Consider the following 13,157-nt stretch of genomic DNA (forward strand, 5'->3'; position numbering starts at 1 on the left):
TGCAGGGGCACGAAGCCGAACAGCGCGCTGATCAGCCCCAGGTAGGGGATGCAGAGCGCCAGCGAAGGTACGACGCCCGTCCAGGATCCCCTGGCACGCCGCGGGCGAACTCCGTCTCCGGGGCGCGCGCGGCGAGTCGCTCGGCAATGGCACCGAAGGCCGTGTCGCGCCCCGTCCTGACTACCAGCATGCGGGCCGTGCCGCTACGCACCGAGCTGCCTAGATAGGCGCAGTTGGTCCGCTGACCCAGCGGCGCCTGGGGGCTGACGATACCCGGCCGCTTCTCAACCGGGAAGGATTCACCGGTCAGGCTGGCTTCCGTGACCAGGAAGTCGCGGGCCTCGAGAATGACACCGTCGGCAGGAATCAGATTGCCTGCGGAGAGGTGGATCACATCGCCGGGCACCACCCCATCCGCGGGCAGGGTGACGAGCTGCCCATCGCGAAGTACCGGCACGGTCAGCGCCAGCCGGCGCTGCAATGCCGCGAGCGCGGCCGAAGCGCGGTATTCCTGTGAGAAGCCGAGCAACGCACTGCCCAGCAGAATGGCGAGAATGATGGCGGCGTCCGTCCAGTCATGCACCACCAGCGAAACCAGCGCACCGAACAGCAGGATCAGTACCAGGGGGCTGCGGAATTGGTGAGCAAACAGGCGTAATGCCTGACGGTCGGGCTCACTACGCAGGCTGCGTTGCCTCGCTGCTGACAATCGCTCGCCGGCCAGCTCGGTGGAGAGGCCCTGCTCGCTGCTGCCGGGCTCCGCCAGCAGTTGCCTGGCATCGCGGCTCCAGTAGGCGTCTTCTTTCACACTGAGTGACATCGCCGCTCTCCCCTTTTGTCAGCGCAGCGCCCGCCGCGCGAACCATAGACCTGGCAGCATGGGTAGCCAGAGGGTCATGCCGCGCAGCAGCAGCGTGGCCGTAAGGGCAGCCTCGAGAGGAACCCCGAGTAGCGTGAGCACTAGAGCGCGCAGGCTGAGACCCACCTGGGCGTGGCGAAGGATTTGATGCCAGACAGCTGCGGCGCTGACGTAGGTCAGCAATTGAAAGCCAAGGGCCACGAACAGCCAGCCTGGCTCGGCATTGCGTGCCAAGCGAGCGAAGCTTTCCAGTTCGCCGAGATGGGTAACGACGAGCACCAGGCCCAGCAATAGTACCAGCCCGACATACCAGGAACGCAGGTGCCGCTTCAGGAAAGCGATAACGCGTCGCCGCGGACCGGCGCTACCGTTCGAGGACAGTCGCCTGGTCATGGCGCCTGTCGACCTGACTTCAGGGCGGCGGCGGTTCCGTCATGCCAGGTCATTCGGCACCCCCACCGCTCGGGGAATGGACTGACGGTGCGGAGCCAAGGCTAGGCCACCTTGTTGTGCAACCGCGGCCGAATGATATCCCCCACGAGAATCGCCGCCGGGTAGAGCACCTGTTCCTCGGTCTGCGCATGCAATGCCAACTGTTCGGCAAGTCTCTCATATTTGGTTGCATGCTCGGCCCGCGCCGCAAGGCGAAGCCTTTCCACGGCAGCACGGATTGCCGTGTGCTCTTCGAGCATCCGTGGCAACTCGGCGCGAAGCGAATCTGTCATGGATAGCGCTGCCGCCAGGACCGCCTCCGGCAGTTGATCACCCGCCGCCAGGGAGGCAAGAAGCCCTAGCGGCGGTAACGCAATTTGTTCTTCTCGCACGAAGTGTGGATGCAACACCCTGGCGAGTTCCTTGGCCGCCATGCCGACTTCCCCGGAAGCCTGGGTCGCTTCCACCAGCGTTGCATGAATTTCCTCGTGCTCGGCTTGCACGGATTCAGGTATTGGGATCGTACCTATGTTCATGTGTGCCTCCATTGCCCTTGGTTGGGCTGCCCCCGCTCACCTGCCCGAGCCGAGCGAGTGAGCCACGAATGCCCAGAAGCGCTGCGGCGGGCCGAGTCAGGAGCAGCGCCTGGTTCGGCGGCTTTGCGTCCCGGAGTTATCGCCTGCCGGCTTCCTCTGCGACGCCGACGACGTCACCCGTCGATCAATTGGTAAGCCGAGGTCCAGAAGTCGAGAATGAACGCGGGAATGGCCAGCACATCTGGCCGACGCTGGGTCATGAACACGCCCACCATCCGTTCCTTTGGATCGACCCACCAGGACGTGCCGAAGGCGCCGTCCCAACCGAATCGCCCGGGAACGCCCGCAAGGTCACGGCGCGCGGTGAACACCGCCATGCCGAGGCCCCAGCCATGATCATTCCAGAACCCCGCGAAGAACGGCGAAGCGGCCTTCTGCTCGGGCGTGATGTGGTCCATGGTCATCAGCTCGACTGTCGGCCGTGACAGCACGCGCTCGCTGCCATATGCACCGTCGTCCAGCATCATCCGCCCGAACGCGAGGAGGTCGTCGACGGTCGAGACGAGCCCGCCACCGCCGGATTCGAAGGCGGGAGGCCGTCCGAAGAGCCCACCGTGGGCCTCATGCAGAACGACAACCTCGCCGGAGAGGAAATCTCGCCCGTAGCAGATCGGCAGTCGGTCCAACTTCGCCTCCGGCACGTGGAAGCCGGTGTCCGTCATTCCAAGCGGCTCGAAGATGCGCTCGCGGAGAAACGTCGCCAGCGACGTGCCGGAGACGCGGGCGATCAGTACCCCCAGGATTTCGGAAGCCGTATGGTAAAGCCATCGCTCGCCGGGCTGGTGCGCGAGCGGAAAGTTGCCCAGGCGCTTCATGAAATCGTCTGGCGTGACGGTGAACGGCCACTCGGCCAGGGTCAGGCCTGCCTCTGACATCGTCTTCTGGAGTGGACAGGTCGGTGAGAGGAAGCCCAGTTCGCCGTAGCCGGACCGGAACGTGAGCAGGTCGCGCAGCGTGATCGGACGGTTCGCCGGTACCGTGTCGTCGAGCGGGCTCTCGATCGTCCGCAGGACTCTGCGGTCTTTCAGTTCCGGCAGCCATTCATCCACCGGATCGTCGAGCCTGATGCGGCATTCCTCTACGAGGATCATGGCGCCGACGGCCGTGATCGGCTTCGTCATGGATGCGAGCCGGAAAATCGTATCGCGTCGAATCGGAACGTTGCTGTCAAATGCCTGATGGCCGACCACGTCCACGTGCTCCCGGCCACGGTAGTGAACCAGCGCAACGAGTCCGGGCAGCAAGCCACTTTCGACATGGCGACGCAAGGCGGCGTGCATCCGTTCGAGCCGCGCCGGGGAGAATCCACCATTGTCCGTCGCGGGTGGCCGCATGGCTCCCTGTGCATGACTCTGAGGATGAAGAGGATGATCGTGCATGGCGGTGATCCTCGGCGATTCATTGGGCAACTGCCACGCAGACTCCCAGTGTCTGCCCACAGTGGTACTCACTGCAGCGCCAAGGGCGGTCCGAGCGACTCCAGCCCGTGCACGCGCCACAGCTCCGGGTCTGCGGCGGCATCGCCTTGTACGCGGTCACCCTATGCCCCCATCGGGTTGATGGATTGAAGGCCCAGCGACGAACACCGAGCGGTCGGCAAGCCGCTTCATAGCCGCGCCCGTTTCAGCAACTGAGCGTTGATCGCGACGATCACGGTGCTCACCGACATGAGCACCGCCCCGAGCGCCGGGGCGAGCAGTATCCCCCAGGCGGCCAGCACCCCTGCGGCCAGCGGTATCGCGACAATGTTGTAGCCGGCGGCCCACCAGAGGTTCTGGAGCATCTTGCGGTAAGTGGCGCGCGATAGGGTGACGATCCGAGGGATGTCCCGCGGATCGGAGCGCACGAGGACAATGTGCCCGGCCTCGACGGCCACATCGGTCCCGGCGCCGATGGCAATGCCGATGTCGGCGATCGCAAGGGCCGGGGCGTCATTGACACCGTCCCCGACCATGGCTACGCGCTTGCCCTGGCGTTGCAACTGCTGGATCTTCGCCGCCTTGTCATCCGGCAGGACCTCCGCGAAGACGGTTTCGATGCCGAGTTCCGCGGCGACGGCGTCGGCCACGGCCCGGGCGTCGCCTGTCAACATCGCCACCTCGATGCCCCGCTCGTGAAGTGCGCGAACGGCCTCGCGGCTTTCCCTGCGAATGGCATCGGCCACGACGAAGACCGCCAGGGCCTCGCCGTCACGCAGAAGATAGATAGCGGCCTGGCCGCGGTTGGCCGCCGCGTCGGCCTGCTGGCGAAGCCTTTCCGCAGCCCAGGCCCGCTCCGTCTTGAGCAGCGTGGGCCCGCCGACTCGATAGTCGATGCCGTCGATCGTCGCCGAGGCGCCCTGCCCCGGGATCGCATGGAAGCCGTCGGCGGGTGGGAAGGCGATGCCCCGCTCACGGGCCGACGCCGTGATACCGCGGGCAATGGGGTGCTCGGACTCGGCCTCGACACCCGCGGCGATGCGCAGCGCCTCCGCCTCGGTGATCCCGTCGGCCACCTCGAGGTCCACCACGCGGTGCTGGCCGAGGGTCAGCGTGCCGGTCTTGTCGAAGACCACGGTATCGAGCAAACGCGCCTCCTCGAGGCCACGGCGGTCACGCACGAGCAGCCCCGCGCGGGCGCCGAGGGTCGTCGAGATCGCCACCACCAGCGGTACCGCCAGGCCGAGGGCGTGCGGGCAGGCGATTACCAGCACGGTCACCACCCGCACGACGGTGAAATCGATGGGCGCGCCGACGAACTGCCAGGCAGCCAGGGTGATGACGGCGGCGAGGATGGCGACGCCGGTCAGCATCTGTGCCGCGCGGTCGGCCAGGTGCTGGGAGCGCGACTTCGACGCCTGTGCCTCGGCGACCAGTCGCATGATGCCCGAAAGTGCCGTGTCCTCGCCGGTGCCGGTGACCTCGACACGCAGGGCCCCCTCGCCGTTGATCGTGCCGGCGATCACCTCATCACCTTCTTCCTTCCGCACCGGCCGCGATTCGCCGGTGATCATCGCCTCGTCGAGGTCGCTCGTCCCCTTCCGCACGACGCCGTCGACCGGCACGCTCTCGCCAGGACGGACGAGCACCAGCTCGCCTTTCTTCAGCTCGGCGACAGCGACCCGCTCCTCGTTACCCTCGACCACGCGCGTGGCTTCATCGGGCAGCAGCTCTGCCAGCTCCTGCAACGCGCCCTGCGCCTGGGTGACCGACTTCATCTCGATCCAGTGACCAAGGAGCATGATCGTGACCAGCGTGGCCAGCTCCCACCAGAGCGGAAACGCGTCGAGGAGGCCGGCCTGCACCGCCCACGAGAAGAGGAAGGCAACGGTGATCGCCAGCGAGATCAGGGTCATCATGCCGGGTAGCCTGTCCCGCAGCTCGTACGCAGCCCCCTTCAGGAAAGCCCATCCCCCATAGAAGAAGATCACCGAGCCCAGCACCGGGCCGATCCACGCTGAACCGACGATGGCCGGTGCCTCGTAGCCGAGGAGCATCTGCACGTGCTCTGCCCAGACGACGACCGGTAGCGTCAACACCAGACACAGCCAGAACCTCTGGCGGAACATCTCCGGCGTGTGGCCAGCGTGCCTGTCATGGACACCATGACGGGTGGGCTTGTCGCCCGGCTGATGGTGCATGTGCGTGACTGAACTTTCGGCCGGTAACGCCATGTCTCAGCACCTCTGTGCGGTTTGCCGAGATCGAACGGACATCGGCCCGCTGTGCCATCGCTCGACATGCTATCTGTATAGCAATGGGGTAGTCGCCGTACCTTGACGATTATCACGAATCAGGTCATTTCTCGGCGCTTGACGACTGTTCCCTTCGGAGGCCCAACGCTCCTGGCTTCAACGCACTCGACGAGGATGGAGAGAAGCGCTACATCAATAGATATGACTGCGAATTGAAAAAGCCAACCCAACGACGCGGTCCGTATGACCCCACCAGAACGGTCGTTTGCAAAACTTCATTCACACGACCTCTTTTGGAGTACAGCGATGACCAGGCGCATTGCGATTATCCAGGGGCACCCGGATCCGGCAGGCCACCACCTCCTGCACGCGATGGCAGATGCCTATGCCGATGGTGCGGCTTCAAAAGGACATGAAGTGCACCGCATTGAAGTAGCGCAACTCGAATTCCCTATGCTGCGCACGCAATCGGAGTTCGAAACGGGAGCGTTGCCGCCGGCTCTGGAGCAAGCTCGCGACGACATGAGGAATGCTCAGCACTGGGTATTCTTCTTTCCACTTTGGCATGGAACCATGCCGGCCATGCTCAAAGGCTTTCTCGAACACATCTTCCGGCCGGGCTTTGCCATGGAATACAAGGAAGGCGGTTTTCCAAAGCGCCTGCTCGCCGGCCGTTCGGCCCGCATCGTCGTGACGATGGGTATGCCCGTACTGTTCTATCGCTGGTACTTCGGCGCGTTCGGGGTACGCGGCTTCGAACGCAGCATGCTGAGCTTTGCCGGTATCAAGCCGATCCGCGAGAGTCTTTATGGCCTCGCATATACCGATGAAAAAAAGCGCACTCACTGGATCGAAGACATGCGTAGACACGGTCGAAGAGGCAACTAACAAGCGCCGCTGAGCCGCTTCCCACGGCTTAGCCCGGTAATGAACGAACCAGATGATGACGTGAAGTGAGGCGGTGTTGACGATGTCATCCGACGAGGAGCTTGGCGAGGAAAAGGGCCACGCTTGTCATGAAGTGAGCCCGCAGACGACTCCCGAGGTCGAGATGCTCGACGCCTACTCGCGAGCTGTCATCGCCGTCGTGGACGCGGTGAGCCCCGCTGTCGTCAGCCTCTTTACCGGCGGCAACCCGATCCACGGCGCAGCCGAGCACCAAGGCGCCGGCTCGGGCGTCATCATCACCCCCGATGGGTACCTGCTGACCAACAGCCATGTGGTGGGCAAGACCAAGCAGCTAAGAACGGTTTTCACCAGCAGACGAAGGGCCGCCGCTGCGCTGGTGGGTCGAGACCCCGACACCGATTTGGCCGTCCTGCGGGCCGAGGCTACTGCCCTGCCCTATGCCACGCTGGGAGACTCCAGCCAACTACGCGTAGGCCAATTGGTGATTGCCATGGGCAATCCGCTGGGTTTCGAGTCGACCGTTTCCACCGGTGTCATCAGCGCCCTCGGGCGCGCCTTTCGCAGCCAGAATGGACGGTTGATCGAGAACGTCATACAGCACACCGCCCCCCTCAATCCCGGAAACTCTGGTGGTCCGCTGCTGGACTCGCGAGGCCGCGTGATCGGCATCAACACGGCCATCATTGCCGCTGCCCAGGGCATCGGCTTCGCCATTCCGGCGAATACCACCAAATGGGTGATATCACACCTGATTAGTCACGGTCGGGTAAAGCGCAGTTACCTGGGTATCCACGCCCGCGACCGGAAGTTGGACCGGCGGCTGGCACGGTTACTCAGCCTGGAGCAGGAGACAGCGGCCGAAGTCATGACGGTGGATGCGCAAGGTCCGGCCAGCAAGGCAGGGCTCAAGGAGGGGGATCTCATCGTCGCCATCGACGAGAAAGTCCTGGCCGGCGTCGACGATCTCCAGCGGTCGTTGGCAGAGCACAAGCCAGGAATAGCTGTCAGGCTGATGTTCATCCGCAGACTCGAGTTACGCAACGCGATACTCGTGCCGGTGGAAGCGAACTGATACGACTCATGTAGGGCAGTTGAAGCTCTCGCATAATGCAACCTAAGTGCTTAAAACAACCGTCTCACCCGGGAGCCACGGTGGGATCCGCCGGCTGTTCATTGCTTTGCTTCGTCGCGAACGATACGCCCATCCACCAGTTCGATGACTCGGTCGCAGCGCGCCGAAATTCGCGGATCGTGACTGACGATCAGCACCGCGCAATCGTGCTCGGTATTGAAGCGACGAAACAGCTCGAACACCTCATCGGCACTGGCGGTATCGAGATTGCCGGTGGGTTCGTCCGCCAGCAGCAGCACCGGCTCGCTGACCAGGGCCCGGGCGATCGCCACGCGCTGCTGCTGGCCTCCCGAGAGTTCGTTGGGGCGCCGGGCTGAGAAGGCGGCGAGCCCAACCGCGGCCAGCAATTCCCTGGCCCTGTCGATCATCGCGGCAGTCGGCCGACCTTGCCGGATCATAAGCGGCATCAGCACGTTGTCCAACACGCTGAAGGCCTGGATCAGGTGATGGAACTGGAAGACCAGGCCGATCGTGCCGCCACGCAAGTCGGTACGTTCCTGGTCGTCCATGGCACTGGTCGGCCGCTCGAGCACGAACAGCTCTCCCGATGTCGGTGTATCGAGCAGGCCGATGAGGTTGAGCAGCGTACTCTTGCCCGAACCGGAGGGCCCGGTGAGGCTGGCAAAGGTGCCACGATCGAGGCGCAGGTCGATCGCATGCAGCACTTCGTTCTCCACCGGGGTGCCTACGTCGTAGGCCTTGCACACGCCGGCCAGCCGCAGCACTTCGTTGCCCTGAACCTCGTGGCTCTCAATCTCATGGCTCCTAGACATGACGAATGGCCACTGCAGGGTCGAGTCGGGCCGCGCGGCTGGCGGGCCAGGCGGCGGCAGCGAGGCCCGCCATACTCGCCAGTGCCATGGCCGCCGGAATGAGCCACGGGTCGAAGCCGATCACGAACAGGCGGGGGCCGAACACGTCGAAGGCCAGCACCAGCAGCGAGCCAAACAGCGCCCCCAATCCCCCGCCAGCCAGCCCCAGCAGTGCGCCCTGGATCAGAAATACGCGCAGGATTCGTCCCCGGCCGAGGCCCATTGCCCGCAGGATGCCGATCTCACGGGTTCGCTGCACCACGCTCACTGCCAGCACGCTGGCGATGCCGAATGCCACCGACAGGCTGACGAAGCTGCGAATCATGGTCGTGGAGAGGGTCTGGGAGCGCAGTGCATTGAGCAGCTGCGCATTCGTCTCCATCCAGCTCTCCGCGCGCTGTCCGGTCAGCGCCCCGAGGCGAAGCGCCAGCCGGTCGGCAGCGAACACCTCCGCTACGGTGAGTTCGAGTGCCGACACTCCTCCGGGCAGGTCGAGCAGGCTGCGAGCCTCGTCCAGGTCGAGGTACATGAGTCGATTGTCGATCTCGCGTACACCCAGCTCGAAGACACCCGCCACGGTCATGATCACGGTGCGCTCCCCGGCGGTGTCGAGGCGCATCCGGTCACCGCTCTGAAGGCCCAGGTCATCGGCCAGCTCCCGGCCGATCAGGATCTCTCCGGGACGCAGCCGGAATACGCCTTCGACCATGTGATCGGCAATGGGCAGTATGCCCCGCAGCCGCTCCGCGTCGGCCCCGATGATCGAGACCGAGCGATTGGCGCTGCCGCGCACCGCCAGGGCCGGACCACTGATCGTCGGCGATACCGCAGTCACGCCCGGCCAGCGGTCGAGCACGGGCACTAGCGCTTGCCAGTTGTCGATGGAACGCAGGCGCTGCGGTCTGCGATCCTCCAGCACCAGGGCGATCGACGCCGGGTCCTGTAGCGGCAGTACGCGATTGAACTCCTCGGGCGGCAGCAGGCGAATGTGAGCCTGCGTACCCAGGGTCCGCTCGATGATATTGGCCTGCAGCCCGCCGATAAGGGTACTGATGAAGACCACCACGGCCGCCCCCACCATGATACCGACCAGCATCAGGGCGGTCTGGGCGCGTCCATCACGCAGCAGGCTCCAGGCAATGAACCCTTCGATCCACATGGTCGTCACCGAATGAAGGAAAAAGGTTCCCGGGACGAGGCGGGCGCCCCCTGCTCCGGGTGGTCGGTTAAGTGAGGCCGGATACGCTGCCCCGGGCTGAGGCCAGGATCGGTCAGCACGATCTCTCCCGCCGTCAGCCCTGCGGTGATCTCGGAATGAAGCAGCCCCCTCAGCCCCAAGCTCACGCTACGAGGTGAAACACGGCCCGCCTCGACCCCGTACACTCGGGCAGAGGCGCCCTCGACCCCGAATATGGCATCGTTGGGCACCACCAGCGCCCGCTCACGGCGCGCAGTTTCGACATTGACCGAGACGGTCATGTCCTCGCGCAGAAACCAGGGTTCCTCCTCCATGACCAGTCTGACGTCCACGGTGCCGCGGGCGGCGTCGACGATCGGTGCGATCAGGCTGATCGTGGCGTCGAACGGCTGGTCGGGATAGGCGTCGGTGACGCAGCGAGCACGCTGCCCCACGGCAAGCTGGCCGAGGTGTCGCTCGTCGAACGGCACCCGCAGTTCGCGCTGACCGGTGCGAGCGATCTCCAGCAGTACCCTGCCGGGCTGCACCACATCCCCCGGCTCCACGTTACGGGTCAGTACCGTGCCGGTGACCGGAGAGTGGATGACGGCACGCTCCAGGGCGGCCTCGGCGGCGGCCAGCCGTGCTCGCAGCAGCGCTTCTTCCGCACCGCCCGGTGCCAGCGCCTCCACGTCGAGGCGCGAACGCTCCAGGGCGGCCCGGGACGCGGCTTCGCGCTCTTCGGCCTGCTCTACCGCCTGGCGCGAGACCATGTTGCTCTCCACCAGGCGGCGCGCACGCTCATATTCGCGCCGTGCCTGCTCGAAATGCGCCCTGGCGTCGGCAAGTCCGGCTTCGGCCTGGGGTCGGCGTGCGCTCTCCAACTGGCGGAGTGCCGCACGGGTCTCGTGCACGCGCTCGACAAGTTCCGATGAATCGAGCACCACCAGGACGTCGCCGGGCTCGACTTGCTGCCCTTCGCGTACCAGGCGCTCGGTCACCCGCCCCACGATCTCGCTGCCGATCTGCGCCCGCGACGAGGCCACCACCCGGCCGCTAGCCACTACTTGCTGTGTCAACGCGCCCTCTTTCACTTCATACGCCGTGGCAGCGACAGGCATCCGCCAGTAGACGAGCCCGGCGGCCAGCATGGCGACCAGCACAACGAGGAGAACGATCCATCGGCTCATGGGCATCTCACGTTCTGCCGCTATCCATGGCACGAAGTTAGGAAGAAAGCCCCGTTCCGCCGCTGCTTCTTGTTCATCTCATGCCACCGCCCAAGCACTCAATGAGATTCACCTGATCATAGCCCACGCAGCCTGAATAGGACGGAAGTAGGCAGAGGCTCTTGATCCCAGGTAAGTTTGATGAATATCAATGGCCGAAGCGACGAAGCCTGCAATACTGGTGCTTGAGTTCACCGGACCACTACGGCGGCGATTGCCCGCGGCCACCCCGCCTCGATCATGGAGGCCATGTCATGTCGCCCGATTCACCCAACCCGTCCGACCCTGATGTCACTCCCCGGGACGCCCCCTGTGAACGACTACCCGCTACTGCGGAGCGCCCCAACCCAGGGTTCTACTCCACCCATGCCATGGACCGGGCCTTCAAGGCCAACCTGGCCAGGCTGACCGCCGGCATCACTCCGGCCGGCCTGGCCAGCGTCTATTTCGAATGGCTGGTCCACCTGGTGCTCTCCCCAGGCAAGCAACTGGAGCTGGGCGAGAAGTACACCCGCAAGCTCACGCGGTTCGGACAATACCTCAATCGCGTGGCGGCGGGGTCCGGTGCCGCTGCCTGTATCGAGCCGCTGGAGCAGGACCTGCGATTCAGCGGCGAGGAGTGGCAGCGTTGGCCGTACAACTTGATCTATCAATCCTTTCTGCTGACCCAGCAGTGGTGGCACAACGCCACCAGCGAGATCGACGGCCTGTCACCGGAGAGCGAGCGGGTGGTGAACTTCATCACACGCCAGATACTCGACCGGTACTCGCCATCCAACTCCCCGTGGCTGAACCCTGAAGTGGTTGCTACCACGATGGCGACCGGTGGACAGAATCTGGTGGTGGGTTGGCAGCACTTCATCGAGGACTGGGAACGGGCCGTGTCCGGCAAACCGCCGGTCGGTGCCGAGGCGTTCCGCGTAGGCAAGAACCTGGCAGTCACGCCCGGCAAGGTGGTCTACCGAAATCACCTGATCGAGTTGATTCAGTACGCACCTACGACGAAACGGGTTTACGCGGAACCGGTGCTGATCGTGCCCGCCTGGATCATGAAGTTCTACATTCTCGACCTTTCTCCCTCCCAGTCATTGGTCAAATACTTGGTGGACCAAGGCCATACCGTCTTCATGATCTCCTGGCGCAACCCGAGCTCGGAGGATCACGACCTCGGCATGGAGGATTATCGTCGGCTGGGACCGATGGCGGCGCTGGATGCAATCTGTGCCATCACTGGCAACCACAAGGTGCACGGGGTGGGTTACTGTCTGGGCGGTACGCTGCTCTCCATCGCGGCGGCGGCCATGGCACGGGATGGCGACGAGAGGCTGGCCTCCCTGACCACCCTGGCCACTCAGGTGGACTTCACCGAAGCCGGCGAACTGATGCTGTTCATCGGCGAGAGCCAGGTCTCGTACCTGGAAAACATGATGTGGGATCAGGGCTATCTCGACGGCTACCAGATGGCCGGCGCTTTCCAGATCCTGCGCTCCAACGATCTGATCTGGTCGCGCATCGTGCATGACTACCTCCTCGGCGGGCGCCAGCCCATGAATGCTCTCATGGCCTGGAATGCGGACCTGACTCGCATGCCCTACCGCATGCATTCCGAGTATCTGCGCCAGCTGTTCCTGAACAACGATCTGGCCAATGGGCACTATCGGGTGGATGGCCGACCGGTCGTGATTCAGGATATTCGGGCGCCACTGTTCGTCGTCAGTACCACCACCGATCACGTGGCACCCTGGAAGTCCGTCTACAAGATCCATCTGCTGGCGGATACCGACGAGGTCACCTTCGTGCTGACCAGCGGTGGGCACAACGCGGGTATCGTCAGTGAACCGGGGCATCCGGGCCGCCGCTTTCGGATGTCAGTGCCACAGCATGAGAAGGCGTATCTGGATCCGGAAACCTGGCTGCAGATCACGCCCGAGCAGGACGGCTCCTGGTGGCCGGCGTGGCATCAGTGGCTAGCGGCCCATTCCACCGAGCAGGTACCGCCGCCAGGCATGGGTAGCCAACAGTACCCTCCCCTGACCGACGCGCCGGGAAGCTATGTGTTGGCGCCATGAGAGGTGGGTTGCGCGGCGCGCCAGATCACCACGGCTCGGCCCAGGAACATGCCGCCGAGCAGGCCGTATACGAGACTGACGACGCTGGCAAAAGCGGCCGTACCGGCGAGGGGAAGCTGCATGCCGATAATCACGCCGACGGCAAACTTGGCGCAGAAGATCGTCAGCATGAGCGCGAGCGGAAGCCAGCTGCCTGGCTTCGCCCCAGCATAGCGAGGCACAGCCAGCCCCTCCAGTCAGTGCTTACTAACCCGGGAAAGGCCTTCTAG

The 13,157-nt window shown here is 64.4% G+C and carries 12 protein-coding genes; 3 read left to right on the forward strand and 9 right to left on the reverse strand.

Annotated elements, in window-relative coordinates; all coding sequences use genetic code 11:
* Positions 1 to 31: 31 nt before the first annotated feature.
* The 5 genes from HOP53_RS08550 to HOP53_RS08570 all read right to left on the reverse strand — a co-directional run bounded on the left by HOP53_RS08550 (position 32) and on the right by HOP53_RS08570 (position 5,539).
* Positions 32 to 820 (reverse strand): P-type ATPase actuator domain-containing protein, encoded by a 789-nt coding sequence (locus HOP53_RS08550; protein WP_234269626.1) that lies wholly within the window; start codon positions 818 to 820, stop codon positions 32 to 34.
* Positions 821 to 838: 18 nt separating this feature from the next.
* Complete coding sequence (locus tag HOP53_RS08555; RefSeq protein ID WP_234269627.1) at positions 839 to 1,252, reverse strand: hypothetical protein; 414 nt, start codon at positions 1,250 to 1,252, stop codon at positions 839 to 841.
* A 101-nt stretch (positions 1,253 to 1,353) separates the two neighbouring features.
* Positions 1,354 to 1,827 (reverse strand): hemerythrin domain-containing protein, encoded by a 474-nt coding sequence (locus HOP53_RS08560; protein ID WP_234269628.1) that lies wholly within the window; start codon positions 1,825 to 1,827, stop codon positions 1,354 to 1,356.
* Positions 1,828 to 2,000: 173 nt separating this feature from the next.
* Entirely contained in the window at positions 2,001 to 3,266 is a 1,266-nt protein-coding gene (locus HOP53_RS08565; protein WP_234269629.1) for a serine hydrolase domain-containing protein, read from the reverse strand.
* A 227-nt stretch (positions 3,267 to 3,493) separates the two neighbouring features.
* Complete coding sequence (locus tag HOP53_RS08570) at positions 3,494 to 5,539, reverse strand: heavy metal translocating P-type ATPase (RefSeq protein ID WP_234269630.1); 2,046 nt, start codon at positions 5,537 to 5,539, stop codon at positions 3,494 to 3,496.
* Between the two features lie 327 nt (positions 5,540 to 5,866).
* Between HOP53_RS08570 and HOP53_RS08575 the strand changes: the two genes are divergently transcribed.
* A complete protein-coding gene (locus tag HOP53_RS08575) occupies positions 5,867 to 6,448 on the forward strand; it encodes an NAD(P)H-dependent oxidoreductase (RefSeq protein WP_234269631.1) in 582 nt (193 codons plus the stop codon).
* An 82-nt stretch (positions 6,449 to 6,530) separates the two neighbouring features.
* The gene (locus HOP53_RS08580; protein ID WP_234269632.1) at positions 6,531 to 7,541 is read left to right on the forward strand and encodes a S1C family serine protease; all 1,011 of its coding nucleotides are present in this window, start codon (positions 6,531 to 6,533) and stop codon (positions 7,539 to 7,541) included.
* Between the two features lie 98 nt (positions 7,542 to 7,639).
* Here HOP53_RS08580 and HOP53_RS08585 read toward each other — a convergent pair whose 3' ends face one another.
* The 3 genes from HOP53_RS08585 to HOP53_RS08595 are packed head-to-tail and all read right to left on the reverse strand — an operon-like array spanning position 7,640 to position 10,780.
* Positions 7,640 to 8,374 (reverse strand): ABC transporter ATP-binding protein, encoded by a 735-nt coding sequence (locus HOP53_RS08585; RefSeq protein WP_234269633.1) that lies wholly within the window; start codon positions 8,372 to 8,374, stop codon positions 7,640 to 7,642.
* Entirely contained in the window at positions 8,367 to 9,572 is a 1,206-nt protein-coding gene (locus tag HOP53_RS08590) for an ABC transporter permease (protein ID WP_234269634.1), read from the reverse strand. Before HOP53_RS08590 ends, HOP53_RS08585 begins: the two co-directional genes overlap by 8 nt.
* A gap of 5 nt (positions 9,573 to 9,577) precedes the next feature.
* Entirely contained in the window at positions 9,578 to 10,780 is a 1,203-nt protein-coding gene (locus HOP53_RS08595) for an efflux RND transporter periplasmic adaptor subunit (RefSeq protein ID WP_234269635.1), read from the reverse strand.
* 293 nt (positions 10,781 to 11,073) lie between these two features.
* On the opposite strand from HOP53_RS08595, the gene HOP53_RS08600 reads away from it, so the two are divergent.
* Positions 11,074 to 12,888 (forward strand): PHA/PHB synthase family protein, encoded by a 1,815-nt coding sequence (locus HOP53_RS08600; protein WP_234269636.1) that lies wholly within the window; start codon positions 11,074 to 11,076, stop codon positions 12,886 to 12,888.
* Here the strand turns inward: HOP53_RS08600 and HOP53_RS08605 are convergent.
* The gene (locus HOP53_RS08605; RefSeq protein ID WP_422677598.1) at positions 12,870 to 13,109 is read right to left on the reverse strand and encodes a DUF6622 family protein; all 240 of its coding nucleotides are present in this window, start codon (positions 13,107 to 13,109) and stop codon (positions 12,870 to 12,872) included. The genes HOP53_RS08600 and HOP53_RS08605 overlap by 19 nt on opposite strands.
* Between the last annotated feature and the right edge of the window lie 48 nt (positions 13,110 to 13,157).

Origin of the sequence: Billgrantia ethanolica, from assembly GCF_021404305.1 — a bacterium.
Lineage (GTDB): Bacteria > Pseudomonadota > Gammaproteobacteria > Pseudomonadales > Halomonadaceae > Halomonas > Halomonas ethanolica.

What these genes read in the sequence shown, in the direction of transcription:
- HOP53_RS08550 (WP_234269626.1), bottom strand. Translation starts at nt 820, where the DNA reads ATGTCACTCAGTGTGAAAGAAGACGCCTACTGGAGCCGCGATGCCAGG.
- HOP53_RS08555 (WP_234269627.1), bottom strand. Translation starts at nt 1,252, where the DNA reads ATGACCAGGCGACTGTCCTCGAACGGTAGCGCCGGTCCGCGGCGACGC.
- HOP53_RS08560 (WP_234269628.1), bottom strand. Translation starts at nt 1,827, where the DNA reads ATGAACATAGGTACGATCCCAATACCTGAATCCGTGCAAGCCGAGCAC.
- HOP53_RS08565 (WP_234269629.1), bottom strand. Translation starts at nt 3,266, where the DNA reads ATGCACGATCATCCTCTTCATCCTCAGAGTCATGCACAGGGAGCCATG.
- HOP53_RS08570 (WP_234269630.1), bottom strand. Translation starts at nt 5,539, where the DNA reads ATGGCGTTACCGGCCGAAAGTTCAGTCACGCACATGCACCATCAGCCG.
- HOP53_RS08575 (WP_234269631.1), top strand. Translation starts at nt 5,867, where the DNA reads ATGACCAGGCGCATTGCGATTATCCAGGGGCACCCGGATCCGGCAGGC.
- HOP53_RS08580 (WP_234269632.1), top strand. Translation starts at nt 6,531, where the DNA reads ATGTCATCCGACGAGGAGCTTGGCGAGGAAAAGGGCCACGCTTGTCAT.
- HOP53_RS08585 (WP_234269633.1), bottom strand. Translation starts at nt 8,374, where the DNA reads ATGTCTAGGAGCCATGAGATTGAGAGCCACGAGGTTCAGGGCAACGAA.
- HOP53_RS08590 (WP_234269634.1), bottom strand. Translation starts at nt 9,572, where the DNA reads ATGTGGATCGAAGGGTTCATTGCCTGGAGCCTGCTGCGTGATGGACGC.
- HOP53_RS08595 (WP_234269635.1), bottom strand. Translation starts at nt 10,780, where the DNA reads ATGAGCCGATGGATCGTTCTCCTCGTTGTGCTGGTCGCCATGCTGGCC.
- HOP53_RS08600 (WP_234269636.1), top strand. Translation starts at nt 11,074, where the DNA reads ATGTCGCCCGATTCACCCAACCCGTCCGACCCTGATGTCACTCCCCGG.